This window comes from Rhizobium sp. 25PS6 (assembly GCF_032464655.1).
Classification (GTDB): Bacteria; Pseudomonadota; Alphaproteobacteria; order Rhizobiales; family Rhizobiaceae; genus Rhizobium; species Rhizobium laguerreae.
Map to the genome: position 1 here is coordinate 75,491 of NZ_JAWDIV010000017.1, position 26,995 is coordinate 102,485.

Annotated in this window: 33 protein-coding genes; 18 read left to right on the forward strand and 15 right to left on the reverse strand. The window is 60.5% G+C overall.

What is annotated here, in order from left to right:
- The first annotated feature begins 153 nt into the window (after positions 1-153).
- Positions 154-1,038, forward strand: coding sequence for a 4-hydroxy-tetrahydrodipicolinate synthase (dapA, locus tag RWK44_RS23620; protein WP_020049304.1), 885 nt, complete (start codon positions 154-156; stop codon positions 1,036-1,038).
- A 100-nt stretch (positions 1,039-1,138) separates the two neighbouring features.
- A complete protein-coding gene (gene smpB, locus RWK44_RS23625; protein WP_003546925.1) occupies positions 1,139-1,618 on the forward strand; it encodes an SsrA-binding protein SmpB in 480 nt (159 codons plus the stop codon).
- Positions 1,619-1,737: 119 nt separating this feature from the next.
- Here smpB and RWK44_RS23630 read toward each other — a convergent pair whose 3' ends face one another.
- Positions 1,738-2,319 (reverse strand): LabA-like NYN domain-containing protein, encoded by a 582-nt coding sequence (locus RWK44_RS23630; RefSeq protein WP_003546927.1) that lies wholly within the window; start codon positions 2,317-2,319, stop codon positions 1,738-1,740.
- A 297-nt stretch (positions 2,320-2,616) separates the two neighbouring features.
- Here RWK44_RS23630 and rpoZ point away from each other — a divergent pair, with 297 nt between their 5' ends.
- The 12 genes from rpoZ (at position 2,617) to RWK44_RS23690 (ending at position 13,062) form a co-directional block, all read left to right on the forward strand.
- Complete coding sequence (gene rpoZ / locus RWK44_RS23635; RefSeq protein ID WP_017959757.1) at positions 2,617-3,021, forward strand: DNA-directed RNA polymerase subunit omega; 405 nt, start codon at positions 2,617-2,619, stop codon at positions 3,019-3,021.
- Between the two features lie 182 nt (positions 3,022-3,203).
- Positions 3,204-5,438 carry a RelA/SpoT family protein gene (locus tag RWK44_RS23640; protein ID WP_131665970.1) on the forward strand — a complete coding sequence of 745 codons (2,235 nt, stop codon included), beginning with the start codon at positions 3,204-3,206 and terminating at the stop codon, positions 5,436-5,438.
- A gap of 185 nt (positions 5,439-5,623) precedes the next feature.
- Positions 5,624-5,773: a DUF3563 family protein gene (locus tag RWK44_RS23645; protein WP_003558084.1), complete on the forward strand. Its 150-nt coding sequence runs from the start codon at positions 5,624-5,626 to the stop codon at positions 5,771-5,773.
- 161 nt (positions 5,774-5,934) lie between these two features.
- The gene (locus RWK44_RS23650) at positions 5,935-6,525 is read left to right on the forward strand and encodes a DUF2062 domain-containing protein (protein ID WP_131665969.1); all 591 of its coding nucleotides are present in this window, start codon (positions 5,935-5,937) and stop codon (positions 6,523-6,525) included.
- Positions 6,526-6,563: 38 nt separating this feature from the next.
- The gene (gene acpS / locus RWK44_RS23655) at positions 6,564-6,968 is read left to right on the forward strand and encodes a holo-ACP synthase (protein WP_020049306.1); all 405 of its coding nucleotides are present in this window, start codon (positions 6,564-6,566) and stop codon (positions 6,966-6,968) included.
- 158 nt (positions 6,969-7,126) lie between these two features.
- Positions 7,127-7,870: a signal peptidase I gene (lepB, locus tag RWK44_RS23660; protein WP_025393926.1), complete on the forward strand. Its 744-nt coding sequence runs from the start codon at positions 7,127-7,129 to the stop codon at positions 7,868-7,870.
- The gene (gene rnc, locus RWK44_RS23665; protein WP_017959762.1) at positions 7,867-8,586 is read left to right on the forward strand and encodes a ribonuclease III; all 720 of its coding nucleotides are present in this window, start codon (positions 7,867-7,869) and stop codon (positions 8,584-8,586) included. The genes lepB and rnc overlap by 4 nt, the downstream gene beginning before the upstream one ends.
- Before the next feature lie 7 nt (positions 8,587-8,593).
- On the forward strand, positions 8,594-9,535 hold the full coding sequence (gene era / locus RWK44_RS23670) for a GTPase Era (protein ID WP_003546943.1): 942 nt from the start codon (positions 8,594-8,596) through the stop codon (positions 9,533-9,535).
- 150 nt (positions 9,536-9,685) lie between these two features.
- Complete coding sequence (locus tag RWK44_RS23675) at positions 9,686-10,438, forward strand: Crp/Fnr family transcriptional regulator (protein WP_017959764.1); 753 nt, start codon at positions 9,686-9,688, stop codon at positions 10,436-10,438.
- A 149-nt stretch (positions 10,439-10,587) separates the two neighbouring features.
- Positions 10,588-11,073, forward strand: a complete 486-nt coding sequence (locus RWK44_RS23680) for a hypothetical protein (protein WP_316029468.1) — start codon at positions 10,588-10,590, stop codon at positions 11,071-11,073.
- Between the two features lie 120 nt (positions 11,074-11,193).
- Positions 11,194-11,964 (forward strand): DNA repair protein RecO, encoded by a 771-nt coding sequence (recO, locus tag RWK44_RS23685; RefSeq protein WP_025393929.1) that lies wholly within the window; start codon positions 11,194-11,196, stop codon positions 11,962-11,964.
- A gap of 102 nt (positions 11,965-12,066) precedes the next feature.
- Entirely contained in the window at positions 12,067-13,062 is a 996-nt protein-coding gene (locus tag RWK44_RS23690) for an aldo/keto reductase (RefSeq protein WP_221999547.1), read from the forward strand.
- Positions 13,063-13,129: 67 nt separating this feature from the next.
- Here the strand turns inward: RWK44_RS23690 and RWK44_RS23695 are convergent, their stop codons facing one another.
- From RWK44_RS23695 to RWK44_RS23705, 3 genes are all read right to left on the reverse strand, one after another.
- Positions 13,130-13,987, reverse strand: coding sequence for an MOSC domain-containing protein (locus RWK44_RS23695; protein WP_222041012.1), 858 nt, complete (start codon positions 13,985-13,987; stop codon positions 13,130-13,132).
- Between the two features lie 9 nt (positions 13,988-13,996).
- Positions 13,997-14,656, reverse strand: coding sequence for an HD domain-containing protein (locus RWK44_RS23700; protein WP_316029469.1), 660 nt, complete (start codon positions 14,654-14,656; stop codon positions 13,997-13,999).
- 250 nt (positions 14,657-14,906) lie between these two features.
- Complete coding sequence (locus tag RWK44_RS23705; protein WP_316029470.1) at positions 14,907-16,805, reverse strand: putative bifunctional diguanylate cyclase/phosphodiesterase; 1,899 nt, start codon at positions 16,803-16,805, stop codon at positions 14,907-14,909.
- Positions 16,806-17,238: 433 nt separating this feature from the next.
- Here RWK44_RS23705 and RWK44_RS23710 point away from each other — a divergent pair, with 433 nt between their 5' ends.
- Together RWK44_RS23710 and RWK44_RS23715 are read left to right on the forward strand one after the other, a co-directional pair.
- Positions 17,239-17,592 (forward strand): hypothetical protein, encoded by a 354-nt coding sequence (locus tag RWK44_RS23710; protein WP_205930276.1) that lies wholly within the window; start codon positions 17,239-17,241, stop codon positions 17,590-17,592.
- Between the two features lie 131 nt (positions 17,593-17,723).
- Complete coding sequence (locus tag RWK44_RS23715) at positions 17,724-18,239, forward strand: superoxide dismutase family protein (RefSeq protein ID WP_131665961.1); 516 nt, start codon at positions 17,724-17,726, stop codon at positions 18,237-18,239.
- Between the two features lie 107 nt (positions 18,240-18,346).
- On the opposite strand, the gene RWK44_RS23720 is transcribed toward RWK44_RS23715, so the two are convergent.
- From RWK44_RS23720 to RWK44_RS23755, 8 genes are all read right to left on the reverse strand, one after another.
- On the reverse strand, positions 18,347-19,231 hold the full coding sequence (locus RWK44_RS23720) for a mechanosensitive ion channel family protein (protein WP_316029471.1): 885 nt from the start codon (positions 19,229-19,231) through the stop codon (positions 18,347-18,349).
- A gap of 58 nt (positions 19,232-19,289) precedes the next feature.
- Positions 19,290-19,820 carry a tyrosine phosphatase family protein gene (locus RWK44_RS23725; protein WP_168270247.1) on the reverse strand — a complete coding sequence of 177 codons (531 nt, stop codon included), beginning with the start codon at positions 19,818-19,820 and terminating at the stop codon, positions 19,290-19,292.
- Positions 19,817-20,425, reverse strand: coding sequence for a YfbR-like 5'-deoxynucleotidase (locus RWK44_RS23730; RefSeq protein ID WP_020049321.1), 609 nt, complete (start codon positions 20,423-20,425; stop codon positions 19,817-19,819). Before RWK44_RS23730 ends, RWK44_RS23725 begins: the two co-directional genes overlap by 4 nt.
- Positions 20,422-21,258, reverse strand: a complete 837-nt coding sequence (gene ygfZ, locus RWK44_RS23735; protein ID WP_316029491.1) for a CAF17-like 4Fe-4S cluster assembly/insertion protein YgfZ — start codon at positions 21,256-21,258, stop codon at positions 20,422-20,424. The genes RWK44_RS23730 and ygfZ overlap by 4 nt, the downstream gene beginning before the upstream one ends.
- A gap of 98 nt (positions 21,259-21,356) precedes the next feature.
- Positions 21,357-22,112, reverse strand: a complete 756-nt coding sequence (locus tag RWK44_RS23740) for a hypothetical protein (protein WP_221946293.1) — start codon at positions 22,110-22,112, stop codon at positions 21,357-21,359.
- 18 nt (positions 22,113-22,130) lie between these two features.
- The gene (locus RWK44_RS23745; RefSeq protein ID WP_003546972.1) at positions 22,131-22,388 is read right to left on the reverse strand and encodes a hypothetical protein; all 258 of its coding nucleotides are present in this window, start codon (positions 22,386-22,388) and stop codon (positions 22,131-22,133) included.
- A 103-nt stretch (positions 22,389-22,491) separates the two neighbouring features.
- Positions 22,492-22,935, reverse strand: coding sequence for a TIGR02301 family protein (locus RWK44_RS23750; protein ID WP_027665234.1), 444 nt, complete (start codon positions 22,933-22,935; stop codon positions 22,492-22,494).
- 34 nt (positions 22,936-22,969) lie between these two features.
- Positions 22,970-23,386 (reverse strand): NUDIX hydrolase, encoded by a 417-nt coding sequence (locus RWK44_RS23755; protein WP_077976125.1) that lies wholly within the window; start codon positions 23,384-23,386, stop codon positions 22,970-22,972.
- Positions 23,387-23,458: 72 nt separating this feature from the next.
- On the opposite strand from RWK44_RS23755, the gene RWK44_RS23760 reads away from it, so the two are divergent.
- Complete coding sequence (locus tag RWK44_RS23760; protein WP_222010106.1) at positions 23,459-23,779, forward strand: YnfA family protein; 321 nt, start codon at positions 23,459-23,461, stop codon at positions 23,777-23,779.
- Between the two features lie 41 nt (positions 23,780-23,820).
- Positions 23,821-24,585, forward strand: a complete 765-nt coding sequence (locus RWK44_RS23765) for an SOS response-associated peptidase (RefSeq protein WP_131665956.1) — start codon at positions 23,821-23,823, stop codon at positions 24,583-24,585.
- A 223-nt stretch (positions 24,586-24,808) separates the two neighbouring features.
- On the opposite strand, the gene RWK44_RS23770 is transcribed toward RWK44_RS23765, so the two are convergent.
- From RWK44_RS23770 to RWK44_RS23780, 3 genes are all read right to left on the reverse strand, one after another.
- On the reverse strand, positions 24,809-24,955 hold the full coding sequence (locus tag RWK44_RS23770) for a hypothetical protein (RefSeq protein ID WP_017959783.1): 147 nt from the start codon (positions 24,953-24,955) through the stop codon (positions 24,809-24,811).
- Positions 24,956-25,280: 325 nt separating this feature from the next.
- Positions 25,281-26,126, reverse strand: a complete 846-nt coding sequence (gene pssA / locus RWK44_RS23775) for a CDP-diacylglycerol--serine O-phosphatidyltransferase (protein WP_077976128.1) — start codon at positions 26,124-26,126, stop codon at positions 25,281-25,283.
- Between the two features lie 79 nt (positions 26,127-26,205).
- Positions 26,206-26,964 (reverse strand): phosphatidylserine decarboxylase, encoded by a 759-nt coding sequence (locus tag RWK44_RS23780; RefSeq protein ID WP_260691447.1) that lies wholly within the window; start codon positions 26,962-26,964, stop codon positions 26,206-26,208.
- Positions 26,965-26,995 lie beyond the last annotated feature (31 nt).

Below are 26,995 nucleotides of genomic sequence, written 5' to 3' on the forward strand. Positions count from 1 at the left end.
ACCGTACCAGGTAAAATTCATTCACATCTGCTATCGGAATTTGCCCTAAACCGAACTCTACGCGCTTGTCGCGATGATTTCGGCGCTCTATGGTGCGCAACTCTTATTCATGGAATGCGGCCGAAGCAAGGATTTGGTCGTGAGGAGCTTTGCATGTTCAATGGGTCCATTCCCGCCCTCGTCACCCCCTTCACCGATGCCGGACTGATCGACGAAGACAGCTTCGCCGCTCATGTCGACTGGCAGATCAAGGAAGGCAGCGGCGGTCTCGTTCCGGTCGGCACGACGGGCGAATCCCCGACGCTGTCGCATGCCGAACACAAGCGGGTGGTGGAACTCTGCATCGAGGTTGCCGCAAAACGCGTTCCCGTCATGGCTGGCGCCGGCTCGAACAATACGCGTGAGGCGATCGAGCTTGCCCAGCATGCCGAAAAGGTCGGTGCGAACGCCGTGCTGGTCGTCACCCCCTATTACAACAAGCCGACGCAGAAGGGTTTGATCGCGCATTTTTCGGCGATCGCCGAGGCCGTCGATCTGCCGATCTATATCTATAACATCCCCGGCCGCTCGGTGGTCGACATGACCCCGGAAACGATGGGTGCGCTCGCCAAGGCGCATAGGAATATCGTCGGCGTCAAGGATGCGACGGGCAAGATCGAGCGCGTCTCCGAACAGCGCATCAGCTGCGGCGCGGATTTCAGGCAATTGTCCGGCGAGGATGCGACGGCGCTCGGCTTCAACGCCCATGGCGGTGTCGGCTGTATTTCGGTGACGGCGAATGTCGCCCCGCGCCTTTGCGCCGACTTCCAGGCGGCAACGCTGGCCGGCGACTATGCCCGCGCTCTGGAATATCAGGACCGGCTGATGCCGCTGCACAAGGCGATCTTCCTCGAGCCTGGTCTTTGCGGCGCCAAATACGGGCTTTCCAGACTTGGCCGGATGAGCCGCAACGTCCGCTCGCCGCTGCTTTCGACGCTGGAGCCGGCAACGGAATCGGCGATCGACGCCGCGATGCGTCATGCGGGCCTGTTGAACTGACGAGGCCGGCCGTCTTCACAAGGCCGGGTCTCTCCCTTACATAAGGGCAAGGAATAAGGGTGCGGCTTTTCGCGCCCTAAAAAATAATTGGAATATCGTCATGGCCCCCAAAGGCAGCCAGCGTGTGGTGAACAAGGTCGTGGCCGAAAACCGCAAGGCCCGCTTCAACTACGAGATCATCGATACTTATGAGGCCGGCATCGTGCTGATGGGCACGGAGGTCAAGTCGCTGCGCGAAGGCAAGGCCAATATCGCCGAATCCTACGCCTCGGATGAGGGCGGAGAGATCTGGCTGATCAATTCCTACCTGCCGGAATATCTGCAAGCCAACCGCTTCAACCACGAGCCGCGCCGGCGCCGCAAGCTGCTGCTGTCGGGCCGTGAAATCCATCGCCTGCGCTCTGCCATCAACCGCGAAGGCATGACGCTGATTCCGCTGAAGATCTATTTCAACGATCGCGGTCGGGCGAAGATGGAACTGGCGCTCGCCAAGGGTAAGAAATTGCACGACAAGCGCGAATCCGAGAAGGAGCGCGATTGGAACCGGCAGAAGAGCCGCCTGCTGAAGGCTCATGGTTGACCGCGCTGGGTCCGATCACGCTGCAATCGGCCGCTGTCGTGTATCGTCCATGTAAAGGCGTGGCCACGCGAGGAGCTGGCCGCCGCGCCCCTGCATGATTCAAATGTTACAGCGAGAGATCAGTCCTCGAAATCGCTGGCCGGGGCGACTTCGGCCGGGCGTGGCGCCCGCTCGGAAGGATCGCGACCGATTTCAGCCTTCAGAGACAAGAGATCGATGAAATGATCGGCCTGACGGCGCAGGTCGTCGGCAATCATTGGTGGCTGGGTCGCCATGGTTGATATTACCGAGACCTTGCGGCCTCTGCGCTGCAATGCCTCGACCAGGTTCGTGAAATCGCCGTCGCCCGAGAAGATGACGAGATGATCGACCGTTTCGGACTGTTCCATGGCATCGATCGCAAGCTCGATGTCCATGTTGCCTTTGATCTTTCGGCGACCCATGGAATCCGTGAATTCCTTGGCGGGCTTGGTGACGACTTTGTAGCCGTTGTAGTCGAGCCAGTCGATCAGCGGCCGGATCGACGAATATTCCTGATCTTCGATCAGAGCGGTATAATAATACGCGCGCAGCAGATATCCGCGTTTCTGGAATGCTTTCAGGAGCTTGCGGTAATCAATGTCAAAGCCGAGGCTCTTGGATGCAGCGTACAGATTGGCGCCGTCAATGAAGAGTGCAATTTTTTCGCGTGGGTCAAACATCGCTTACCAATCCAATGAGAGCAATCGAAATCCGTATGCACCAAACTTCAATAAAAACAATAGCTTGTGTTTCGATTTCGATCTGATCCTTACTTTATGAATTATTCATATATGAAAGATTTAGGGCACGATTCGACATATTCCAAGCAACCTTCGGTGGAATTATGACATTCTCCATGGAAATCTAGCTCAGCCGCGGATAAAGACGAGGGGAGCCGGAATGAAAAACTTGTATTTGCCCGGTTTTAATTGTATCGGGCGTGTTAATCCCGAAATGACGACCGTAAAGGACAGGCAATGGCCCGTGTCACAGTTGAAGATTGCATCGATAAGGTGGAGAACCGCTTCGAGCTGGTTCTGCTCGCCAGCCACCGCGCCCGGCTGATTTCTCAGGGTGCCTCGATCACCATCGATCGCGACAACGACAAGAATCCTGTCGTGGCCCTGCGCGAAATTGCCGACGAGACGCTTTCGCCCGACGACCTCAAGGAAGATCTGATTCATTCGCTGCAGAAGCATGTCGAAGTCGATGAGCCCGAGCCCGATCCGGCAAGCATGATCGCCGCCGGCGGTGCCACTGCGGCCGACAGCGAAGAGCAGGACGACGTGCCGGAGACGATCACTTTCGACCAGATGTCGGAAGAAGAGCTGCTTGCCGGCATCGAAGGCCTCGTGCCGCCGGAAAAGAGCGACGACTACTAAGCGCGCAGGCGGGATCACCGGTCGCATCGGTTAGATGCAGCCCGGAAAAAGCTGCATGCGACGCAAAAGAGCGACGATTACCAATCGTCAATCTTGCACCTTTATTGCTTAGGCATATTATTGCCCATGTGTGCGCCAATCGTTGATTGGCGCGCTTTTATTTTTATCGGAGTGGCTTTGGAATGATGCGGCAGTACGAGCTCGTGGAGCGGGTTCAGCAATACAAGCCCGATGCCAATGAAGCACTGCTGAACAAAGCCTATGTCTACGCCATGCAGAAGCATGGCCAGCAAAAGCGCGCGAGCGGCGATCCCTATATTTCCCATCCGCTCGAGGTCGCCGCCATCCTCACCGACATGCACCTCGATGAATCGACGATCGCGGTCGCCCTTCTGCATGATACGATCGAGGATACGACGGCAACGCGCGCCGAGATCGACGAACTCTTCGGCGAGGATATCGGCCGCCTGGTCGAGGGGCTGACGAAGATCAAGAAGCTCGATCTCGTCACCAAGAAGGCCAAGCAGGCGGAAAACCTGCGCAAGCTGCTGCTCGCCATATCAGACGATGTGCGCGTGCTGCTCGTCAAGCTTGCCGATCGCCTGCACAATATGCGCACACTCGATCACATGTCGGCCGACAAGCGTGCCCGCATTTCCGAGGAGACGATGGAAATCTATGCGCCGCTCGCCGGCCGCATGGGCATGCAGGATATGCGCGAGGAGCTCGAGGAACTCTCCTTCCGCCATATGAACCCGGAAGCCTACGAGACCGTCACCAAAAGGCTGGAAGAGCTTTCGAAGCGCAACGAAGGCATCGTCAAGAAGATCGAGGCCGAATTGCGCGACCTTCTGGTCGCAAGCGGCCTGACGAGCGCCTATGTCAAGGGCCGGCAGAAGAAGCCCTATTCCGTCTTCCGCAAGATGCAATCGAAGTCGCTTTCCTTCGAACAGCTTTCCGATGTCTACGGCTTCCGCCTGATCGTCGAGGACATCCCGTCCTGTTACCGGGCACTCGGCATTGTCCACACGCGCTGGCGCGTCGTGCCCGGCCGCTTCAAGGATTATATCTCGACGCCGAAGCAGAACGATTACCGTTCGCTGCACACCACTATCGTCGGCCCCTCCAGCCAGCGCATCGAACTGCAGATCCGCACCAAGCGCATGCACGAAATCGCCGAATTCGGCATCGCCGCCCACACGCTCTATAAGGACGGCGCCACCAATGCCGATGGCGATATTCTTTCCCGCGAATCCAATGCCTATTCTTGGCTGCGTCATACGATCGAGGCCCTGGCCGAGGGCGACAGCCCGGAAGAGTTCCTCGAACACACCAAGCTCGAGCTCTTCCAGGACCAGGTCTTCTGCTTCACGCCGAAGGGCAAGTTGATCGCCCTGCCGCGCGGCGCCACCCCGATCGATTTCGCCTATGCGGTGCACACCAATATCGGCGATACGACAGTCGGCGCCAAGATCAACGGCCGCATCATGCCGCTGGTGACGCGACTTGCAAATGGCGACGAGGTCGAGATCATCCGCTCCGGCGTGCAGGTTCCGCCCGCCGCCTGGGAGGAGATCGTCGTGACCGGCAAGGCGCGCGCCGCCATCCGCCGCGCCACCCGCACGGCGATCCGCAAGCAATATGCAGGCCTCGGCCACCGCATTCTCGAGCGCACCTTCAACAGGGCCGGCAAGATCTTTTCGCGCGAGGCGATGAAGCCAGCGCTGCACCGTCTCGGCCAGAAGGATGTCGAGGATGCGATCGCCGCCGTCGGCCGCGGCGAGATGTCCTCGCTCGACGTGTTGCGCGCCGTCTATCCCGATCATCAAGATGAGCGCGTCACCGTGAAGCCCTCCGGCGATGATGGCTGGTTCAACGTTCGCAGCGCCGCCGGCATGATCTTCAAGATCCCCGGCAAGACCAAGACAGGGCACGACGGCGGCCATTCGGAAATCGACGCCGATGCCGATATCGGGCCGATCCGCGGCCTGTCCGGCAATGTCGACGTCAAGTTCGCGCCGACCGGCGCCGTGCCCGGCGATCGCATCGTCGGTATCATGGATCAGGGCAAGGGCATCACCATCTATCCGATCCAGTCGCCGAGCCTGCAGCGCTTCGACGATCAGCCCGACCGCTGGATCGACGTGCGCTGGGACCTCGACGAAGCCAACAAGTCGCGTTTCATGGCGCGCATCATGGTGAATGGGTTGAATGAGCCCGGCACGCTTGCCAAGGTCGCCCAGACGGTCGCAGGCCTCGACGTCAATATCCGCTTGCTGAACACGGTGCGGGTGGCGGCCGATTTCACCGAAATGATGCTCGAGGTCGAGGTCTGGGACCTGCGCCAGCTCAACCAGTTGCTCGCTCAGATGAAGGAACTGGATTGCATCGCCACGGTCCGGCGCCTCTACGACTAAAGCTTTTGTTAAGCCCCTCCAGAGGGTTGGGCGAAAAATTGCACATTTTATAATCGGAGCAGCGCATGAGAGGGGCAAGCGGTGCACTCAGCGCATGGCTGTCTCCATATTGCGGCGGTAGTAATTAACCTGTGCCGGGCCTATCTTCTGGTCATCGAAACGTAAACAGAAGATGAGACAAGATAATGTTTGACCCTATCAAGAAATTCGCTCGCGCCTTTCGCGCTCCGACCACGCAGGAACGTGAAATGGCATATTTGAATGGCTCGCTCGATCGTATCGATCTCGAGTTTCGTCAGCGCCAGGTCGATCGCGGTCTGTTCCGTAATCGCTGATAATGGACTTTATACTTGAGGTAAGTGAGGGACGTTATGCATAACGGACGCCCCTCGGCATGAAGAAGCTCCTCTTCGCAGCGAGAATTGAGGGGCGGTTTTTGGAGCGGTATCATTTGCCGCTCTTGTCATGGTGGTGTGCGCTGCACTAAATACCGGCCATGTTGTTTCGCCGTCGCAAGCCTGCGGGATTCAAGGAAAAGATGCGGGAGCTTTTATGGCCTCGCAAAGGTTTCCTTCGCCCGATCCGTTATCTGACAATGCGCGTCCTGCGCCTGAGCGCTTCGCCGCATGCGGTTGCCGCCGGCGTCGCTGCGGGTGTCTTCGTCTCGTGGACGCCGTTCATCGGCGTGCATTTCGTCATGGCTTTCGTCATCACTTATTTCCTCTCCGGCAGCATGGTGGCCGCCGCCCTCGGCTGCGCCGCCTTCGGCAATCCGCTGACCTATCCCTTCATCTGGGGCATCACCTGGGAAATCGGGCGTCTGCTGTTGAGCCGCGAGGATCAGCTGGCCGGTCAGACGGTGGATCTCGCCGCCCTTTTCCACAAGCTGAACTTCACCGAATTATGGAAGCCGGTGCTGGAGCCGATGCTGGTCGGCGCTATCCCGCCGGCGATCGTCACCTCCGTTGCGCTCTATGCGCTGACATTCTACACCGTGAAGGGTTTTCAGACGCGCCGCCATATACGGCTGATGGAGCGGGCGCGCCTGCGTCTTGCCGTTCCAGCCGGCGACATGCCGAGCATATGAATCCGATCAAGAATTCTTAAGCGACGGAAGGGGCCGGCATGATCATCGGCATTGGCAGTGATTTGATCGACATTCGCCGTGTCGAGAAATCCATCGAGCGCTTCGGCGAGCGCTTCACCCATCGCTGCTTCACCGAGATCGAGCGCGCGCGTTCCGACAGGCGGGCAAACCGTGCGGCATCCTATGCCAAGCGTTTTGCCGCCAAGGAGGCCTGTTCCAAGGCGCTCGGCACCGGCATGGCACAGGGCGTCTTCTGGAAGGACATGGGCGTCGTCAACCTGCCGAGCGGCAAGCCGACCATGCTTTTATCGGGCGGCGCTGCCCTGATCCTCGAATCGCTGCTGCCCGCCGGCCACAGGCCCGCCATTCATTTGACAATAACCGATGATTATCCCTTGGCGCAGGCCTTCGTCATTATCGAGGCGTTGCCCGAGAGCCTCTGATCGCGACCTCGGGCGCTGTTGATGGCGACCTCGGGCGCTGTTGATCGCGACCTCTCGTCGCTTTTGATGTTGTCGCCATTGCCGCAACCGGCCGAAGCCGGTAGAGAGAACGACAGAAAGAATTGCGCCGCCGCGGCGTCTTGAAGGAATAAGACTGCGTGTCCGAAAAAGTCGAAGCCAAGCCGAACGCCCTCTGGGAAAATATCAAAGTTATCATCCAGGCGCTGATTTTGGCGATGGTGATCCGAACGGTGCTGTTCCAGCCCTTTACCATTCCATCCGGTTCGATGATGCCGACCCTGCTTGTCGGCGACTACATCTTCGTCAACAAGTTCGCTTACGGCTATTCGAAATATTCGCTGCCTTTCTCGCCTGATGTCTTCAGCGGCCGCCTGTTCGGCGCCGATCCGAAGCGTGGCGACATTGTCGTCTTCCGTTTCCCGCCGAACCCCGACATCGATTACATCAAGCGCTGCATCGGCCTGCCGGGCGACCGTATCCAGGTTACCGACGGCGTGCTCTACGTCAACGGCAAGCCGGTTCCGAAGGTGGCGGACGGTGCGTTCACTTCGGATTACAAGCTCGACCCGGGCGAGGACGTGCCGGTATTCCGCGAAACGCTCGACGACGGCAAGTCCTACGACACGCTCGATCAGTCTCGGGTGTCGCGTGGTGATAACACCCGCGAGTTCATCGTGCCGGAAGGCCATTATTTCATGATGGGCGACAATCGCGACAACTCGCTAGACAGCCGCTTCGACGTCGGCTTCGTGCCCGCTGAAAATCTTGTCGGCCGTGCCAGCGTCATCTTCTTCTCGCTCGGCAACGACACCTCCTTCCGCGAAATCTGGAAGTGGCCGACGAACATGCGTTGGGACCGCCTCTTCAAGGTTGTTGAATGAGTAAGGCGCAGACGCTTTCTGCGGCGGACCGCGCAAAGCTTGAGGGCCTGATCGGTCATGACTTCGCTGAAAAGGAACGCCTGGATAGCGCGCTGACCCATGCCAGCGCCCGTACCGAAAAGGGCGGCAATTACGAACGGCTGGAATTCCTCGGCGACAGGGTCCTCGGGCTCTGCATCGCCGAGCTTCTGTTCCGCACCTTCGGCACGGCAGGAGAAGGCGAGCTCTCGGTTCGCCTCAACCAGCTCGTCAGCGCCGAAACCTGTGCTGCGGTCGCCGACGAACTCAATCTTCACCTCTATATCCGCACCGGCGCCGATGTGAAAAAACTGACCGGCAAGCGCATGATGAATGTGCGCGCCGATGTCGTCGAAAGCCTGATCGCCGCGATCTATCTCGACGGCGGCCTCGAAGTCGCCCGCCGCTTCATTCTGCGTTACTGGCAGGGCAGGGCGGTGCGGGCCGATGGCGCCAAGCGCGACGCCAAGACCGAGCTGCAGGAATGGTCGCACGCGAAATTTGGTGTCACGCCGATCTACCGGGTTGATGAACGCAGCGGACCGGATCATGATCCGCGCTTCAAGGTGACGGTGGAAGTTGCTGGCATTAAGCCCGAAACCGGCGTAGAGCGGTCGAAGCGTGCCGCCGAACAGGTGGCGGCAACGAAGATGCTCGAGCGCGAAGGCATTTGGCAGCAATCGCCTGCCGGAAACTGACGGGACAATGACACAAGAAGAAGAGATCGCGGCCGAAGCTGCCGCAGAAACCAATGGTCCGACGCATTCGGGCTTTGTCGCGCTGATCGGGCCGACCAATGCCGGCAAGTCGACGCTGGTCAACCGCCTCGTCGGCGCCAAGGTCTCGATCGTCAGCCATAAGGTGCAGACGACGCGGGCCATCGTCCGCGGCATCGCGATCCACGACAATGCCCAGATCGTCTTCATGGATACGCCTGGTATCTTCAAGCCGCGCCGCCGGCTTGACCGCGCCATGGTGACCTCGGCCTGGGGCGGTGCGAGGGATGCCGATCTGATCGTGCTGCTGATCGACAGCGAGCGCGGCCTGCGCGGGGATGCCGAAGCCATCCTCGAAGGCCTCAAGGAAGTCCGGCAGCCGAAGATCCTGCTGCTCAACAAGATCGACCGCGTCAATCGCGAGGATCTGCTGGCGCTGGCCGCTGCCGCCAACGAGAAGATCGCTTTCGATCGCACCTTCATGATCTCCGCCGAAAACGGCTCCGGCTGCGACGATCTCATGGACTATCTGGCGAAAACGCTCCCGGAGGGGCCGTGGTACTATCCGGAAGACCAGATCTCCGATCTGCCGATGCGCCAGCTCGCTGCCGAGATCACCCGCGAGAAGCTGTTTCTGCGCCTGCACCAAGAGCTCCCCTATGCCTCGCATGTCGAGACGGAGACGTGGGAAGAGCGCAAGGACGGCTCGGTGCGGATCGAGCAGGTGATTTATCTCGAGCGTGACAGCCAGAAGAAGATCGCGCTCGGCAAGGGTGGTGAAACCATCAAGGCGATCTCGACTGCTTCCCGCAAGGAATTGTCGCAGATCCTCGAACAGCCGGTCCATCTCTTCCTGTTCGTCAAGGTTCGCGAGAATTGGGGTGATGATCCCGAGCGGTTCCGCGAAATGGGTCTCGATTTCCCGAAATAAGCATGGCAAGGATTTCGTCGGGTTGGCGCCAGCCCTTTGTTTCCGCATAAAAAATCGGCCTCGCTCATGGAACAAATCCGTGCCTTGCGCATTCCTTGACGAACGGCGCGCCAATGTTGGCGCGCCGATTTTGCGACGGCAAGGGCAAGCATGGCAACGTCGAGACCCATCAATTCTTTCAAGACCCCTTGCGACCAATGTCCCTTGCGGCCTCTGCCGCATTTCAGGGAGTTCAGCCGCGACGAGCTGGAATTCGTCTCGAGCTTCAAGAGGGGTGAGCTTGCCGTCGATGCCGGCTCCACCATCCTCGTCGAGGGCGCACATAGCGCTCACCTCTTCACCGTGCTCGCCGGCTGGGGCTTCCGCTACAAGATGCTGGAGGACGGACGCCGCCAGATTCTGAACTATATTATGCCGGGCGACCTGGTCGGCCTGCAGGGAACGATCGCCGGTGAGATGCAGCATTCCGTCGAAGCGCTTTCGCCCGTGTCCCTTTGTGTCTTCGAGCGTGACAGGCTGATGACGCTGTACAACAAGCACGCCTCGCTGGCCTTCGACATCACCTGGATCGCCGCGCGCGAGGAGCGCATCCTGGATGAGCATCTCTTGAGCATCGGCCGCCGCACGGCGCTGGAAAGAGCAGCCTACCTGATCGCCTTCCTGTTTGAGCGTGGCCGGAAGCTCAATATCTTCAACGGCCGCAAATTCATTCCCATCACTCAGCAGCACATCGCCGACACGCTCGGTCTTTCCATCGTTCACACCAATAAAACTTTGAAAAAGCTCAGCGAACGAGGGTTGATCCGCTGGCAGGAGCGCGGCTGCGAGGTGCTGAACGGCGAGGAATTGATGGCGATCGCCGGCTGGGAAGGGCTGGGAGAGGGCAAACGCCCGTTCATCTAAAGCGCGTCGCGTCTTAGGTCTTTGTTCTGCGCGACATGCTTTGGTCAAGCAGCCTGGTTATGTCTTTTTTAAATGCAGATTAGCAGCAAGGAAAATAAGGTCGGCTGTCATCTTCCTCCGATTTTGATTCTTATCGACCGGGCAGAAAAATGGTTTATTCAGAAAAGGTGGCGGAATTCACCGATAGCGTGCCATGCGGGGCACCGGAGGGCAATGATGTTGGCGAAACGGCCGGGGCGCTGCGACAGGCGCCCGACGAGGGGCATCGAGTCATGAGCGCAATCCGTGTTCTGGTTCTTGAAGACAGTTTGATCATCGCGATGGAGGCGGAGGATATTCTACGCCTGGCCGGCGTCGAGAGCATCGATATCGTCGGCAGCGTCGAACAGGCAAGGGCCGCCATTGCTGCGGAGAAATATGATTTCGCTCTTCTCGACGTCAATCTCGGCGAGGGCATGAGCTTCGGTTTTGCCCGCCATCTTCTCGACATCGGCATCCCGTTCGGCTTCGTCAGCGGCTATTCCGATACCGGCGATTTCCCGCCCGACCTGCAGCAGATACCGCTTCTGGTGAAGCCTTTCGACGAAATGGCGATGCGGGAATTCCTGCAGAGGCTTTTCCCGGCTGTCGCCTGACGCAGTCCCCGACGGAAGCCGGGCCTTGCATTGCAGCGTGTCTTTCAGACGCGCAAAGGACGCTGTAACGCGTTGAATTATGCAGTAGGATGGATTCGTCAGCCGTAAGGACTTCTTTCGATGCAGTGGCAGGACCATGCGATCATCCTGGGCGTCAAGCGCCACGGCGAGACGAGCGTCATCGCCGAGGTAATGACGCGTGATCGCGGCCGCCATCTCGGCCTGGTGCGCTCCGGCCGCTCGCGCGCCATGCAGCCGGTGCTGCAGGCGGGTAATGCGGTGGAGGTTATCTGGCGCGCCCGGCTTGACGAGCATCTGGGCGAATTCCGCGTCGAGCCGGTGACGCTGCGCGCTGCCCGGCTGATGGAAACGGCAACCGCCGTCTACGGTGTCCAGGCGATGGGCGCGCTGCTGCGGCTGCTGCCGGAGCGTGACCCGCATCCGCATCTCTTCGATGCGCTGGAGGTCATCCTCGATCACCTGCACAACCCGGCCGATGCCGGCGAACTCTTTGTGCGTTTCGAGCTTGCGGTGCTGAATGACCTCGGCTTCGGCCTCGATCTCGCCGAATGCGCCGCGACCGGCGCCCGTTCCGATCTCGTCTATGTCTCGCCGAAATCCGGCCGCGCCGTCAGCCGCGCCGCTGGTGCCCCCTGGGCGGACAAGATGCTGCTCCTGCCGCAGTTCCTCAGCATCGAGGGCAATCATGCGGCCGACTTCGATAGTCTCTCAGCCGCATTCCGTCTGACAGGGTTTTTTCTGCATCGCCATGTCTACGAACCGCGCGGCATCGAAGCCGTGGCAGCCCGCGACGGCTTCGTTCAGGCGGCACTCAAGGCGCTCAATCCAGCCTTGCGGACGCTTTCAGGTCCGAATGGTATTTCCGCCTGACTTCCGTTTTTTACGGGTGCAAAACATCCTCCGGATTTGGCGGTTTACCTGCCTATGAGCGCTTCCTATGTCTTCACAGGATTGCCAATCAAGGAGGATCTCATGCTGACCAAGACCGCATCACCGACGACGATCACGCTCTGGAATGGCCGCGAAATTCCGCGCCTCGGTATGGGATGCTGGGCGATCGGCGGTCCCTTCTTCGCCGGCGACACGCCGCTCGGCTGGGGCGATGTCGACGACGATGAATCCGTGGAAGCGATCCACCGTGCCATCGAACTCGGCATCCGCTTCTTCGACACGGCCTCGAACTACGGCGCCGGCCACTCGGAGGAGGTGCTCGGCCGGGCGATCGGCAATCGCGACGATATTGTCATCGCCACCAAGTTCGGCTTCGCCACCGACCCGGAAACCAAGCAGGCAACCGGCGCCTTCGCCGATGAGGCCTTCATCCGCCGTTCGGTCGAGACCTCGCTGCGCCGCCTCAAGCGCGATCGCCTCGATCTCCTGCAGTTCCACCTCAATGATTTTCCGCTTGAACAGTCGGATGCCGTCTTCGATACGCTGGAGGCGCTGCGCGCCGAAGGCAAGATCGATGCGTTCGGCTGGAGCACCGATTTTCCCGATCGTGCCGCCCGTCATGTCGGCCGCCAGGGCTACGTCTCGATCCAGCATACGATGAACGTTTTCGAACCGGTGCCGGAGATGATCGCGGTGATCGAGGGGACGGGTCTGATGTCAATCAATCGCGGTCCGCTGGCGATGGGACTGCTGACCGGCAAGTTCACCGCCGACAAGGCGGTAGGCGCCAAGGATGTCCGTGGGGCGGCCCTTGACTGGATGGTCTATTTCAAGAACGGGCGCATGGCCCCGGAATTCGCCGCAAGGCTCGATGCCGTCCGCGATCTCCTGACGTCAGGCGGCCGCACACTGACGCAGGGCGCGCTTGCCTGGCTCTGGGCACGCTCGCCGCGCACCCTTCCCATTCCGGGGTTCCGCACCGTCGCCCAGGTAGAGGAAAATGCCGGCGCTCTGGAGAAGGGACCATTGCCGGCCGATGTCATGGCAGGCATCGATACCGCACTCGCACGCGTGTGACGCTCTAACTCTTTGTTTTCACGCAATTCCGGACGGAGAACCGCTTCGCGCTTTTCCTGGAATTGCTTTATGCTGCGGCGCGACGCTTGAGCGCCCAGCCTTCTGGCCTCTCTTCAACGATGCGGACGGTGTCACCGATCGTGACCCTGCCGCTGCCGCGCGGCGTGACGTTCCAACCGAAGAGCGGGCCTGGCACGCGCCGATCGGCCGACATACGGAGGCGGCCCATGGCCGGCATCGGGTTTGGTCCCTCGCGGGACCCGGTCAACTGGTCCTGCGTCGTCATGATGCAGCGGGAGCAGGGTTTGACGAGATCGAAGCGGATGCCGACGATCTCGATCGCCGCCCAGCGGTCCTCCGCCCAGGCTTCGTCGGTATCGATGACGATGTTCGGACGGAAGCGTTCCATGCCGACACTGCCTTCGCCATGGGCGGCGAGATCGGCATTCAACGCTTTCAGCGAGCCGGTCGTCGTCACCAGGATCTGGTAGCCGTCGGTAAAGGTGACGGGCGTGGCTTCGCCGGCCCATTCGGCATTCGCCGTCCGCCGTGCCTGCCCGTCGAAGAAGACCAGGCGCACCTCGCGGCCAAGCCATTCCGAAAGCTGCCGGTTGCTCTCCGGATCGGCGACGGCCGCGTTGACGGCAGATTTCCACACGATCACATCCATGCGGGCTTCAGGCTGAGGCGGTGGTACCGATATGTCCGTTTTCCCCTGCATCAGCAGCCGAAAGGCACTCGCTTCCGGTCGTACCTCGATGCGTGCGAGGTCGGGCAACTCGCGCTGGGTGATGAAGTGCCCCTGCGCATCGGTGATCATCGCCCGCCGGTCGCCTGGAAGCCCATAGGCGTCGATGTCGGCGGCGGGCAGCGCAATGCCACGGGCGCTCTTGAGCGGATAGATGAAGAGGTCGCTGACAAGCATGCCGTTCTCCTAGATTTCGTCCATGAATTCCGAGAGATAATCGCGCAAGCTCTTGTCACGCGCGGCCGCCAGCCTGCGGCCGGTCTCGGTCTGGAATCCTTCCGCCAGTTTGAACAGCTTCGTCTGGAAATGGTCAATGGCATAACGCTTGTCATCGAGCGGGCGGTCTGCCGCTGCCGGGTCGAACGGATCGTAGAGCCCGGATCCCAGTCGCCCGGCGATATAGAAGCAGCGGGCGACGCCGATCATGCCGATCGCGTCCAGCCGGTCGGCATCCTGCAGGATCTTCGCCTCCAGGGTCTGCGGCGCCACCCCGGCCGAGAAACTATGCGCGGTGATTGCGTGGGCCGCGGCTTCGATATCCGCGCCGCTCCAGCCGAGTTCCGCCAGGATCGCCGATGCCTTCTCGGCCGCCAAAGCCGATGCTTTTGCCCGCAGCGGCGAATTCTTCTCGACGGCGACGCAGTCGTGCAGCAGCACGGAAGCGGCAAGAACCCGCCCGTCGCCGCCTTCTCCCGCATGGATGCGCATGGCATTCCTGAAGACACGCAGGATATGGGCAAGGTCGTGCGAGCCGTCGTCGCCCTCGGCCGCATGCGCAATCAGCGCCGCGGCAAGCGTTTCGTGTGGGGAGAAGGCTTCAGCCGCGAACATTGCGCCACCTGTCATGAGGAAGATCGTTTCCGCCGATAGCGCATCGGCGCGGAAGTGGATGCGGGCGGGTAAAAGGACGCGACAACGAAGATCTCAGGAATCGCAGCCGATTTTCTAGAGCATGATGCCGAAAAGTGTGAGCGGTTTTCGGGCGACATCATGCTCTAACTATATATTGTAGAACAGGATTCAGATTTTAGGCCGACCCGGCCTGAAATCATCCTGTTCTAACGGCTTGCCGTGCGAGTCGCAATCGAGGGTGATCTCACCGCTTGGCTTTGGGAAGACGCGTCGCGCCGCCGTTTTTCGGCGGCAGGGAGAGAAGATGAGGCACCTCACGCGCCGGTCTCGGCGGGCTGATGTGATAACCCTGGATCTCGTCGCATTCCTCGCATTCGAGCAGCGCCAGCTGCTCGGCCGTCTCGACACCCTCGACGGTGACCCGCATGCCGAGCGCATCGCCGAGCAGGATGATCGCGTGCATGATCGCATGCGCTTCCTTGTTGTCGACGATGTCGTTGACGAAGGATTTGTCGATCTTGATCTTGTCGAAGGGGAAGCTCGAGAGGTAGCTCAGTGAGGAATAGCCGGTTCCGAAATCGTCCATCGAGATGCGGATGCCGCGCTCCTTCAGCGCATGCAGGATCGGCAAGACTTCGCTTAGATTTTCCATCAGCACGCTCTCGGTGATTTCGAGTTCAAGCCGCGACGGCGACAGCGTCGCGGCGGCAAGCGCCTCGCTGACATCCCGTGTCAGGTCGCTGCTGCTGAACTGGATCGCCGAAACGTTGACGGCGACCTTGATGCCTTCAGGCCATAACGCTGCATCGTCGCAGGCCCGACGCAAAACCCAGCGGCCGATATCGACGACGAGGCCGACCTCTTCGGCAAGCGGAATAAAATCCATCGGCGGAACGCGGCCTCGGACCGGGTGGTTCCAGCGGATCAATGCTTCGAAGCCGCAGATGCGCCGCTGCGTGAGGTCGTAGAGCGGCTGATAATGCAGCTCGAATTCCTCTTTCTCGACGGCTGCCCTGAGATCAGCTTCCAGCGCGTGACGCAGCTGCATCTGCGCTTCCATCTCATTGGCGAAGAAGCGCTCACGTTTGCGCCCGTCGGACTTGGCATGCGACAGTGCCACGCCGGCATTTTTCAGCAGGATATCGGTTTCCTCGCCATCCTCAGGGGCGATTGCGATGCCCATGGAGACGCTGAGCTCCACCTGTTTCTCGCCGTGGAAGAATGGCTCGGAAAGCTCCCGGCGGATCTGCTCGGCAAGCGCCGTTACGTTCCACGGCTGCTGCTTGCCCGTCTGGAGGATGGCGAATTCGTCCGAACCGAGGCGCGCCAGGGTGTTTTCCGAACCGGCCGAGGCTCGGACGCGCTCCGCGACCTGCTGCAGGATTTTGTCGCCGGCCGAAACGCCCATCGTGTTGTTGATCGATTTGAACCGGTCGAGATTGAGGTGAACGAGGGCGATCTGCTCATCCGGCTTGCGTTCCGCAAGCGTTGCATCGACCTGCTCGCGAAAGTGGATGCGGTTCGGAAGGCCGGTCAGCGGGTCGTGGTGGGCGAGATAGGTGATGCGCTCGGCCGCCCTTCGATCCTCAGTGATATCGGCATGAATGGAAATGTTGCTGCCGTCGGAAAGGATAGTCACCATGCTCTGGATGATGCGACCGTCATCCATCAACCATTCGCGCCGACGGAGACTACTGCTTCTTGCGGTTGCAGCGGAATGTCGCCCGGTCCGCCGGCCGGGTTTGGTGCTCTCCGTACCACGCATTTTGGCCGTGAGATCGGCGATCCTCGCGCCGGCAGAGAGATCTTTTTGCGTCAGGCCGAAGAGCTGACGGAAGCGGGTGTTGGAAAGCGTCAGTCGCTGGTCGGCGTCGAAGACGCTGAGACCGAGCGGCAGGTTGTTGAGAATGATTTCGAAGAGTTTTTTCTGTCCGTCGAATGCCTGGCTGAGCGCTGACATATTGCCTCTCAGCACATGGTTTTCCCTCAGCAGCGTTTCCACGCTTCTCTCGATTTTGTCATAGTTGCTTTCATGGACGCGATAGGTCGCGATCACGAGATCCATCAGACGCTGCGCATCGATCGATCCATCGTCCGTAACGGCCTGAGTGCATTGCTGCCAGAAAAGCGCTTCAGCTTTCATGTGGATGCGTCTTGCGCAGCTGCTGCCCCGGCCTCGGGGGAAGGTGCCTTCGATTGACGTACGTGCATCATTACGCCGGACATGAAAACCTTTCTCAAATGAACACAGAAATTGCTTTTATAGTCGGACTGTCTGGTGGCAATGCGTGACGGCCATTTTCTATGGGCCGAATTAATATTCGGTTGCAGTGCAACAGCGGCGGGCACTTGGCCAGACAATTGTTTGTATGTGAAAAATCGCTGAAATATGGGGGAAATCGGCCGGCTGGCGCAGGCGGCAGGTGACTTCGCGGCGTTCCGTTAACTTTTGTCAATCATCGTTAATGAGAAGTTAACAACTTATTGACGCACTGCGCAAATCAGTTTAACCACCGAGTCAGCACTGATTTTCCACGTTCGTATTGCGTACAAACACCACCGGCAAAAGGCGGTGAATGGAGGTTTGTATGACCAGCACCACATCCGTTTCAGACACCTCATATGCATATCTGGCGACGCTTTCGCGTCTTGATGCCAATGGTGATGGCGTCCTCAGCCGCGGCGAACGTGCCGCCGATGAGAAGCCCGGCATCATCAAGGAACTTCTGGAGGACGATACGAGCGGCGACACGCAACCGAAATTCTCCGGCAGCCTGATCGCGCTGATGATGGACACGCGCGACAGTGGCACGGCAAGCAGCATCGCCGTTTCCTATCCGCTGCAGCAGACCGCGCCGGCGACCGGCGATCAGTCCGACGATCTCTACCGTAACACCTACGGCCAGTTCGACTTCAACGCCGTCGCCTGAAGACCGGCGTCTCAATTCGGGCGATCTGCAAGCCGGCCCTTTGGCCGGCTTTTCCCGTTCGATCATCTCTAATCAGGAACACCTTCCAGGCTGATACGTTCAGAAGGACAACCGGACGGAAGGAGATCTCCATGAAAGCCATGCGCATTATCGCCGCCCTGAGCCTGCTTGCGGTTGCATTGCCGGCGGGCGCTCAGGACAAGCAGACGGCGGTCGCCAATTTCGTCGGCAAGGACGGCAAGGAAGATGGCCGCGCGCAGCTGACGGCTGCTGCCAACGGCGGCGTCCTGATCGAAGTTGAGATATCGGGACTGCCGGCGAACAAATGGGTGGCCTTCCATGTTCATGAGACCGGTCGCTGCGACGCCGCAACCCATCATGAGTCGGCGGGCGGTCATTTCAATCCTGAGAAGGCGGAGCATGGCATTCTTGCCGCCAAAGGCCCGCACGCTGGCGACATGCCCAATCAATATGTCGGGCAGGATGGCGTGTTGCGGGCACAGATCTTCGACAGCATGGTCACGCTCGACGGTAAGACCGATCGTATTCGTGGGCGCGCATTGATGGTGCACGCCAATTCGGATGATTATCGCAGCCAGCCTTCGGGTGATGCCGGGGAAAGACTTGCCTGCGGCGTCATTCAATAGCTACGGCACAACTCCTTAAATCGGAATCGATTGAGGGACGAAGCCATGCAGCAATTCAAAGTGCGCACAGCGCCGCTGGTCTTAAAGATCCGCGGCGCTGCAATGTCTTACTGCCGCGTCTGCGTCGGCTTTTCGGCGGTTGCCTCGCCGTTGGACTTTTTTGACGGCGCGGCATCTGAAGCATCCGCCTCAGCGGCAGGATTCTTGTCGAAAGCGAGTTTCACGCGCTTCACCATGTCACGGGTGACCAGCCACCAATCGCCGGTCTTTGCCCAATAGCGCAGCGTTACAGAGATCGCACTGTCACCGAGGCTGTCGATGAAGACGCTGGGTGCCGGTGACTTCAGCACTCTGGAATCGGCTTTGGCAAGGCCCATCAGCCTCTCCATCGCCAGATCGATGTCATCGTCATGGGGGACGCTGATTTTCAACTCTTCCCGCCGCGTGGGCTCGCGGCTGAAATTGGTAATCGGCGTGTTCCAGAGCGTCGAATTCGGCGCCAACCGGTAGAGCCCGTCGCCGGTTCTGAGTTCGGTCGCAAACAATCCGATTTCGCGCACCGTGCCGGCCACGCTGCTGGTCTCGATATATTCGCCGACGCGGAACGGCCTGAGGATCAGCAGCATGATGCCGGCAGCGATATTCTGCAGCGTCCCTTGTAGCGCCAGTCCGATCGCCAGGCCTGCCGCGCCGAGGGCGGCGATGATCGAGGCGGTCTGGACGCCGAATTGACCGAGCACGGTGATGAACACCAGGATGAGCAGCGCATAGCGCAGCACATTGGTGAAGAATCGCGCCAGCGTCTCGTCGATACCATGAACGCGCGACAGGCCTTCATAAGCCCAGCGGCTGGCAAAACCGGCCAGCGTCCAGCCAAGGACGAGCAGGATCACCGCTCCGAGGACGGAGAAGGAATACTGCACGGCAAGTGCGCTTGCCTGGCTGAGTACCGTTCGCGCGGCGAGGAGGACATCGGCTGCCTGTTGTTCCATGATCTGGCCCTGTCGGTTGTGCGTGGTCGGGGGCTAGATGGAGCGGCTTGCGGCAGCGTCAACCGCAGGCGGCGTCTCGGATGGTAAGCACGAAGGGCGCATTGCCGTCGGCATCGGCACCGCGTCCGATTGCCCGCACCGCCGCGACCAGCCGGCCGCTGCGGCCGAGCAGCGCGTCACCGATCTCGATCAGCCGGGCATTCGGCGTCGCGAAGGGCGAGGCGGCCCGCAGGCGGCGGGCAAGCGTTTCCTCGCTCTGATCGGGTGCCAGCGACAGCGCGGCAATGAGCGCTGCGGCCGGCGATCGCGACACGCCCATCCAGCAATGGATGAGCAGCGGCGTCTCCTGCCGCCATGAAGCGGCAAAGTCGATAATCCCCTGCACATGCGTCTCGTCAGGCGCCACGAGATCGCCGGTGCCCTTGAAGACGATATCGTTCATAGCAAGCGTCAGATGGCGCTCGGCCGCGATCACGCCCGGCCGGTGAAAGGCTTGCTCCTTGGCGATCAGGCTGATCATGTCGCGCGCCTTGTGGCGCACCGCCATTTCCGCGATGCGCGACAGCGGCGAGACGACGATGAAGGTCACGATACCATCTCCCGCTCGACCTCGATCGCCGCGAAGCGCTCGCAGAACAACCGCTGCGCTTCGATCGCCGGCAGGGGCTCGATCATCAGCATGTCCTTGCTGATGCCGCGCGGCTGGCCGAAGAATTTCTGCGCCTCGGCGGGTGTGAAACCGGCCAGCACGGTCGCTTCGAAATAGGCGGCGATCGTGTCGGCTTTTTTTATCCGCTCCTTGAGATCGCGCGAGGGATGCGGCGGCAGGCCGAAGCGCAGGTGCACGGCGGCCTCCAGTCGCTTTTCCACCGTTTTATAGCCGCCGCCGACCACCGATTTGAACGGCGAGATCATGTCGCCGATGACATATTCGGGTGCATCGTGCAGCAGCGCCATCAGACACTCCTGCGGCCGCGCATCGTTGAAGCGGCGGAAGATATCCTCGACAACGAGACTGTGCTGGGCCACCGAAAAAGCATGATCGCCGGAGGTCTGGCCGTTCCAGCGGGCCACGCGCGCAAGCCCGTGAGCGATGTCGATGAGTTCGACGTCGAGCGGCGAGGGGTCGAGCAGGTCGAGCCTGCGCCCGGACAGCATGCGTTGCCAGGCACGCGGAGCTTTCGTCGTTGTCACGCGCTGGCCTCGTCGGCGCTGGCGGGAAAGACGAGACCGGACCATGCCGGTAGGACGAGGGAAACAGGCGTGTCGCCGGCGAGCAGCGGCGTGCCTGCTGCCATCGCCGCGCCGGCGCGGTCGATGCGCACGATCGCAAGTCCATTGCCGCCGTCAACCGAACCGAGGGTTCCCACAGGCTTGCCGGCGGCGGTAATCTCCGTCCCGGTTCCCGGCAGATCCGTTGCGGCGGACACCGTCACGACGCGCCGACGCGCAGTGCCGCGATGCTGCATGCGTGAGACGACCTCCTGGCCGACATAGCAGCCTTTCCTGAAGGAGAGGCCGCCGTTGAAATCCATCAGCACATCATGCGGGAAAGCGTCCTGCAGGGCGAAGTCAGATCCTGATGTGACGATGCCGTGGCGGATGCGCAGCGCGTCGTAGAGCGCTTCTGCACCATCGCCGTGTTTGCCGGGTCGGCGGATCAGCATGACGCCCGCCTTGGTGAAGCGGCTATCTCGGATGCCCTCGGCATCCTCGTCCCAGGAAACGGTAACGCCTTCTTCGGTGCTTGGCGCAAGTGTGACGGCGGCGCGCAGCTTGTACATCGTCAGCCGTTTCAGCAGCCCGTCGCGCTGGCCGGCATCGGTCTCGATCGTGTAACCGTCGCGATCCCGCCAGATCATGAAGTCGAACAGGATCTTGCCCTGCGGCGTCAGCAATGCCCCGGGCCGCGCCTCGTCGGCGCCAAGCGCGGCGATATCGGTGGTGATCAAGTTCTGCAGGAAGGATTGGGCTTCCGCGCCGCTGACAAGGAGCAATGAGCGGTCTTTCAGGAATACGGCTGGCATGGCGGAACCTGTCGCGTTGGTCATTGCTCAGAGGTATGTCTTCATGAGGTGGATCGCAAGCGCCATGCGAAACGTGAAAAGCGCAGGCGAGACGGGCATCAATCGCCCGCTGTGAAGAATTTCCATTTACCCTCAGGCGTAATGCCGAGGCGATAGAAATTATATCCGCCGAATTCCTGCATGTCGGAGAGATCGCCGGCCGTGACGATGCGCAGCAGCTCGACGCGCTCAGGCGGTGTCAGCGTCTTCAGGTCCTTCTCGGCAAAATAGGGCCAGACATACATGTCGTCGGGCGTGCCCTGGCCGAGATGCACGAAGCCGGTCGAGATGATGTCGAGCATGATGGCAAGGATCTCGTCGCCGTCAGGGTCGCCCGACAGATCCTTCAGCGTGCCGATCGGATCGTCGGTCGGTTCGCCCACAGTCACCTGCGTCTGGTCGGCGCCGGTGCCCATCAGCGGCCGCAGCCGCTCGAGATCGCCGGAGGCGGCCGCCTCGACGATCTGCTCGCGCATCTTGCGAACCGGCTCTGGCACCTTGCTGATGTCGTAGATCACCTCGGTGGGCTCGGAATTGTCCCGAGCGCCCGGCGTCTTGTCGACACCCTGATTGTTCTGGCTGTTGACCAGTGGATCGGCCATGGGAACGCCGGGAGTGGCCCCGCTCTGCGGCTGGCTCTGTCCCTGAGCGCTTCCCTGTGCGGGTGTCTCGTTGGCCGCCTGGCCGGGGATCTTGTGCAGTTCGGAAAGCGCGTAGGCTGCCGGCGCAAGGAAAACATTGCCGGCGGCGAGGCTGAACGCAAGCAGCACCGGCGCGAGCGAAATTCGCGAAACTTTCTCTTTACCGGTGCGCATCAAACTCTCTGATAATAATTATTGCAGGGTGCGGTTCGCGGAGAATTCGCCGGCAAGCATGCGCTCACGCAGCGAATCCAGCAGAGCTTCGGCGCTCTTTTCCCCATGCAATCTGATCGTCTCGCGCAGCGCATGTGCAATGGCGGCATCAGCGATGATTTCAGGCTCGATGCCGTCGGCCATGCCGTCGGCCCAAGCCTCGTTCTGGTACTCCAGAGCTGCCTGCATCTTTTCGTGGACGATCATGTCGTCGATGTCGTTGAGGCTTGCTTCCATTGTCTTTTCCTCAGAACTTCTCATGTCTTACTGCACAGTTAACAACACTAACAGCCTTTTCCCAAAACGACACGTCCGCTTGCGAAAACAGGTTAATTATACGTCAATTTCCAAAGCGCGAGGTAATTTCTGTGGCAAGTGTTGCACCTTCGTTACGGTAGCGCTCTTCTGCCACGATGGCCGCCGGGGTGCAATCCGTATAGACCGAGGCGAAGGCGCGATAGCCGCGATTGAAGGCTGCTGTCAGCTTTTCCTTGCGCTGCGGCTCGTTGCCGGTCTCCGAATCGAGCAGCTGCTGCATGCCGTTTCGCCAATCGTCGCCGCCCGCCGCCTTGCAGAGCGTTCTGAGATAATGCACTGAGCCCAGCACCTCGGCGAACCGCGCCAGCTTGTCGTCATAGGGCACGCTCACGATCGGCGGGGCAATCTCCTCTTCCTGTGGAGGCGGCGTATTCTTGCCCTGCGCCATCGTGGGGCCGGCGAGAACGAGCAGGGACAGAAAAACGCGTCGAACGGGAATCATGCTCACAGTTGATACGCTCAGCATGACGGCAACAAGGCGTGCTTCAAAGTTTCCACGTCTATTCGCCGCCCGCCAGCCGCTCCGCGCATTCGAGCACGCTCTGCGGTACGGGCAATTGCCGGATTTCCTCGACCGTGTACCAGCCGAGGGCTGCCGCATCGTCGGCAGCTTCCGCCACTGCATCCCGATCCGCATCGACGCGAAAGACCGACAGCAGGAAATGGCTCTTGACGCTGCCGTCGGCCGCATGCGTTTTCAGGTCGTAGGTCGAAAACAGCCGCGGATTACGTGCCGAAATGCCGGTCTCTTCATGGAGTTCGCGCAATGCCGTTTGCTCCGGAGTTTCGCCGGGTTCAGCCCGTCCGCCGGGAAAGGCATACATGTCCGCGGAAGGCGGGTTGCGCCGCAACACGAGGAGGAATCGGCCGTCGCGTTCGAGAATGGCGGAGGAGGCGGCTTTGGCGGTGGAGATCATCGGAGGCTGCTCTTGCTGTGATGGCCCATCTTATCGGAGGAATAGTGCGACGGGGATTCGAAAGGTGCTTCCGTGACTTACATCATTTTTGCGTTTGCTGCCCTCTTCGAGATCGCCGGCTGCTTTGCCTTCTGGGCATGGCTGAAGCTCGAAAAGTCAGTCTGGTGGCTGGCGCCGGGCATGATCTCCCTGGCGCTTTTCGCCTGGCTTCTGCCGCTGGTGCCGAGCGAGGCCGCCGGCCGCACCTTCGCAGCCTATGGCGGCATTTACATCCTCGCTTCGCTGCTCTGGCTGTGGCTGGTCGAAGCCCGCGTGCCGGATCGTTACGATATCGGCGGTGCGCTGATCTGCCTTGCCGGCGCCAGCCTCATCCTCTTCGCGCCGAGAGGCTGAGGCGCCTTGACGGAGTACCAGCCGGGTGTAAAGACAGGCCGATGTGTGGACGTTTCGCCCTGACAGTCTCCAGCGTCGACCTGAGCGACGTCTTCTCCGGTCTCGATCTCGACGATTTTCCGGCGCGCTACAACATCGCGCCGACGCAGCCGATCCTCGTCGTCATATCAGGCGAGGGCAGGGAGCAGGGAAGCAACTTGGCCGACCGGCGCGCCGTGCTCGTGCGCTGGGGGCTCACTCCGGGCTGGGTCAAAGATCCGAGAGATTTCCCGCTGCTGATCAACGCGCGCGCAGAAACCGCAATCGGTAAAGCCTCCTTCCGCGCCGCCATGCGGCATCGCCGCGTGCTCATTCCGGCCTCCGGTTTCTATGAATGGCATCGCCCGTCGAAAGAAAGCGGCGAGCTGCCGCAGGCCTACTGGATCAGGCCGCGTCAGGGTGGGATCATCGCCTTTGCCGGGCTGATGGAGACATGGTCTTCTGCCGACGGCTCCGAGGTCGATACCGGCGCGATCCTGACGACATCGACCAATTCAGCCATATCAGCGATCCACGATCGCATGCCTGTCGTCATCAGACCTGAGGATTTCACGCGCTGGCTCGACTGCAAGACGCAAGAGCCACGCGAGGTGGTCGACCTGATGCAGCCGGTTCAGGATGATTTCTTCGAGGTCGTGCCGGTCTCCGACAAGGTCAACAAGGTTGCCAACATGGGTCCCGACCTGCAGGAGCCGGTTGTCATCGAAAAGCCGTTGAAGGCGCCCGACAAGCAAAAGCCTGACGACGGCCAGCTCAGCTTCTTCTGAACACTGTCCGCCGCACCAGCCGGCCCGTCGGCGACCTATCGGCGCCGACGTGTCACATTGGCGGTGGCCATGCATCGCTTCGTCCAACAGGTTTTTCGGGTTGTGCTTATGTCGCCGGAGCGTTGTCAGGAGATTCCGGCGATCGCCTCTCGTCATTCACTTGGTCAGCGGTGCCTGACGGATGTAACGCGAGAGCACGCATGCTTCCAATTTGAAGCCTTCTTCAAGCGGATTTTTTGACGCTGGTTGGCTTATGCTTCGCCATCAGCGATGCTGCGGCAACAGCCTTCAGGCCGACGGGGCGATAGTTGGCGGCGAGGTCTGGCTTGGCCGCTTGCTGTTCGCCGGTACTGCTCGTCTTCGAAGTCACGATACTCTCCTTACGTGGTTCTTCCCTGGACATTTTATAGTTTGATGTTTCGTCACGAATAGCGACAAAATGGGGGCGTAGCTCATCAGGATTTGTAAACGCGCACCATAATTCGCGAGGCTTAACTGAAGCCTACGTTGGTTAATACTTACTGAAGAGAGCAGTTCCAATAAAAGTGCGAAAGCGGTTTTCTCGGCAAAATGCGGAACAGCCGGATAAGCGCACGGTTTTCTCCGGGGAAAACCTGCGCTTTTCCCAAGTATCCCTCAGAACGAAGAGAGAGAAGCATTTCCATCATTTGGAGAAATCCGGAAATGCTCGGTGATCAGATGTGCCGGCCGATATCGTCGTCGCCGATGCCGGGTTCCTCGATCGTTAATGTCCCGTATTTCCGCCGCCATTTCCGCGCGCCGAAGGGAAGCGATATGAGGTAGGCGGCGACGGTGAAGACCATCACCTCCCAGGTGTAGCTCATCAGCAGAGCCACATAGAGCACGACACCGAGCATCATCGGCAGCACGAGATCGCGCCGCAAGCGGTTGCCTTCCGCTTTTCCCGACCAGACCGGCAGCCGGCTGATCAGCAGGAAGGCGATGAGCACGGTGTAGATCGACGAGAGATAGGCGAAGGTGCGGTCCGTCGCCAGCCCGAGGAAGCCGAGATAGACCGGCAGCAGCACCAGCATGGCGCCGGCCGGCGCCGGCACGCCGACGAAATATTCCGATTGCCAGCTCGCCTTGTTCTCGCGTTCGGCCATGACATTGAAGCGGGCAAGGCGAAGCCCGGCGGCGATCGCATAGATCAGGGCGGCGATCCAGCCGAGCGAGCGCGCCTGGTCGAGCGCGAAGACGTAGACGACGAGGGCGGGTGCGACGCCGAAATTGACGATGTCGGCAAGCGAATCCATCTGCGCGCCGAACTTTGAGGTTGCTTTCATCAGCCGTGCCACGCGCCCGTCGATGCCGTCGAGGAAGGCGGCGAGCAGCACCATGGAGACGGCGAGCTCATAACGGTTCTCGAAAGCCAGCCGGATGCCGGTCAACCCGGCGCAGATCGCCAGAATGGTGATGAGATTTGGAAAGACGAGCCGGAGCGGGATTTCGCGCAGACGTGGGCCGCGGGCGGAATCATCTGGCCCATTGGGCTCGAAAGGCGGAAAAGGCGTTTCCATATCGCGTTCCAATCGTTCCTAAGGCAATTCCTGCAACAGTGCGTAGCGCTTCTGCACTTCCGTGAAAAGCTGAACCGCTCTAGCTGCGGCGGCTGATGACGGGACCCTTGGCGGAGGCGAATTCGGCGATGACGGTTTCTCCCGCAACCGCCGTCTGGCCGAGCGAGACGCGTGGCGCAGCACCGGCGGGCAGGAACACGTCGAGCCGCGAGCCGAAACGGATCAGCCCGAAGCGCTCGCCGGCATCCACCGGCTCGTTGGGGTTTGCCCAGCAGAGGATGCGCCGCGCGACGAGGCCGGCGATCTGCACGACGCCAATCTGGCCGTGCTGGGTTTCGATCACCAGCCCGTTGCGCTCATTGTCTTCGCTCGCCTTGTCGAGCTCGGCGTTGACGAAGCTGCCGGAGCGGTAGTTGATGCTGACGATGCGCCCGCGCATCGGCGCCCGGTTCACATGGCAATTGAAGACGTTCATGAAAACGGAGATGCGCAGCATCGGCTCGGAGCCGAGGTTGAGCTCGGCCGGCGGGGTCACCATCTGGATCGCCGAGACCTTGCCATCGGCGGGGGAGATCACCAGGTCGTCATCCTGCGGGGTCACGCGCTCCGGATCGCGGAAGAAATAGGCGCACCAAAGTGTGAAGATCATGCCGATCCAGAAGAGCGGCTTAAAGATCCAGCCCAGGACAAGCGACGCGACGAAGAAGGCGGCAACGAAGGGATAGCCCTCCTTGTGCACGGGGACGATCGTGTTGCGAACCGTGTTGAACAGGCTCATGGCTGCCGGTCTCCTTGCGTTTTCATTTTTGCTGTTAGCGAAAAACCGTCTCTGGGGCAATGCTGTGGCCTCGGCCCTGGTTCCCGCGCCG

Excerpts from the sequence above, each read along its gene's own strand:
- RWK44_RS23745 (WP_003546972.1), bottom strand. The coding sequence starts at position 22,388 with ATGGAAGCAAGCCTCAACGACATCGACGACATGATCGTCCACGAAAAG.
- RWK44_RS23720 (WP_316029471.1), bottom strand. The coding sequence starts at position 19,231 with ATGGAACAACAGGCAGCCGATGTCCTCCTCGCCGCGCGAACGGTACTC.
- RWK44_RS23650 (WP_131665969.1), top strand. The coding sequence starts at position 5,935 with ATGTTGTTTCGCCGTCGCAAGCCTGCGGGATTCAAGGAAAAGATGCGG.
- RWK44_RS23755 (WP_077976125.1), bottom strand. The coding sequence starts at position 23,386 with ATGATCTCCACCGCCAAAGCCGCCTCCTCCGCCATTCTCGAACGCGAC.
- rpoZ (WP_017959757.1), top strand. The coding sequence starts at position 2,617 with ATGGCCCGTGTCACAGTTGAAGATTGCATCGATAAGGTGGAGAACCGC.
- recO (WP_025393929.1), top strand. The coding sequence starts at position 11,194 with ATGCAGTGGCAGGACCATGCGATCATCCTGGGCGTCAAGCGCCACGGC.
- RWK44_RS23710 (WP_205930276.1), top strand. The coding sequence starts at position 17,239 with ATGGAGGTTTGTATGACCAGCACCACATCCGTTTCAGACACCTCATAT.
- rnc (WP_017959762.1), top strand. The coding sequence starts at position 7,867 with ATGAGTAAGGCGCAGACGCTTTCTGCGGCGGACCGCGCAAAGCTTGAG.
- RWK44_RS23695 (WP_222041012.1), bottom strand. The coding sequence starts at position 13,987 with ATGCTTGTCAGCGACCTCTTCATCTATCCGCTCAAGAGCGCCCGTGGC.
- dapA (WP_020049304.1), top strand. The coding sequence starts at position 154 with ATGTTCAATGGGTCCATTCCCGCCCTCGTCACCCCCTTCACCGATGCC.
- smpB (WP_003546925.1), top strand. The coding sequence starts at position 1,139 with ATGGCCCCCAAAGGCAGCCAGCGTGTGGTGAACAAGGTCGTGGCCGAA.
- RWK44_RS23675 (WP_017959764.1), top strand. The coding sequence starts at position 9,686 with ATGGCAACGTCGAGACCCATCAATTCTTTCAAGACCCCTTGCGACCAA.
- era (WP_003546943.1), top strand. The coding sequence starts at position 8,594 with ATGACACAAGAAGAAGAGATCGCGGCCGAAGCTGCCGCAGAAACCAAT.
- RWK44_RS23765 (WP_131665956.1), top strand. The coding sequence starts at position 23,821 with ATGTGTGGACGTTTCGCCCTGACAGTCTCCAGCGTCGACCTGAGCGAC.
- RWK44_RS23750 (WP_027665234.1), bottom strand. The coding sequence starts at position 22,935 with ATGCTGAGCGTATCAACTGTGAGCATGATTCCCGTTCGACGCGTTTTT.
- RWK44_RS23640 (WP_131665970.1), top strand. The coding sequence starts at position 3,204 with ATGATGCGGCAGTACGAGCTCGTGGAGCGGGTTCAGCAATACAAGCCC.
- ygfZ (WP_316029491.1), bottom strand. The coding sequence starts at position 21,258 with ATGCCAGCCGTATTCCTGAAAGACCGCTCATTGCTCCTTGTCAGCGGC.
- RWK44_RS23705 (WP_316029470.1), bottom strand. The coding sequence starts at position 16,805 with ATGAAAGCTGAAGCGCTTTTCTGGCAGCAATGCACTCAGGCCGTTACG.
- RWK44_RS23700 (WP_316029469.1), bottom strand. The coding sequence starts at position 14,656 with ATGACAGGTGGCGCAATGTTCGCGGCTGAAGCCTTCTCCCCACACGAA.
- RWK44_RS23630 (WP_003546927.1), bottom strand. The coding sequence starts at position 2,319 with ATGTTTGACCCACGCGAAAAAATTGCACTCTTCATTGACGGCGCCAAT.
- acpS (WP_020049306.1), top strand. The coding sequence starts at position 6,564 with ATGATCATCGGCATTGGCAGTGATTTGATCGACATTCGCCGTGTCGAG.
- RWK44_RS23690 (WP_221999547.1), top strand. The coding sequence starts at position 12,067 with ATGCTGACCAAGACCGCATCACCGACGACGATCACGCTCTGGAATGGC.
- RWK44_RS23645 (WP_003558084.1), top strand. The coding sequence starts at position 5,624 with ATGTTTGACCCTATCAAGAAATTCGCTCGCGCCTTTCGCGCTCCGACC.
- RWK44_RS23740 (WP_221946293.1), bottom strand. The coding sequence starts at position 22,112 with ATGCGCACCGGTAAAGAGAAAGTTTCGCGAATTTCGCTCGCGCCGGTG.
- RWK44_RS23715 (WP_131665961.1), top strand. The coding sequence starts at position 17,724 with ATGAAAGCCATGCGCATTATCGCCGCCCTGAGCCTGCTTGCGGTTGCA.
- RWK44_RS23680 (WP_316029468.1), top strand. The coding sequence starts at position 10,588 with ATGGTTTATTCAGAAAAGGTGGCGGAATTCACCGATAGCGTGCCATGC.
- pssA (WP_077976128.1), bottom strand. The coding sequence starts at position 26,126 with ATGGAAACGCCTTTTCCGCCTTTCGAGCCCAATGGGCCAGATGATTCC.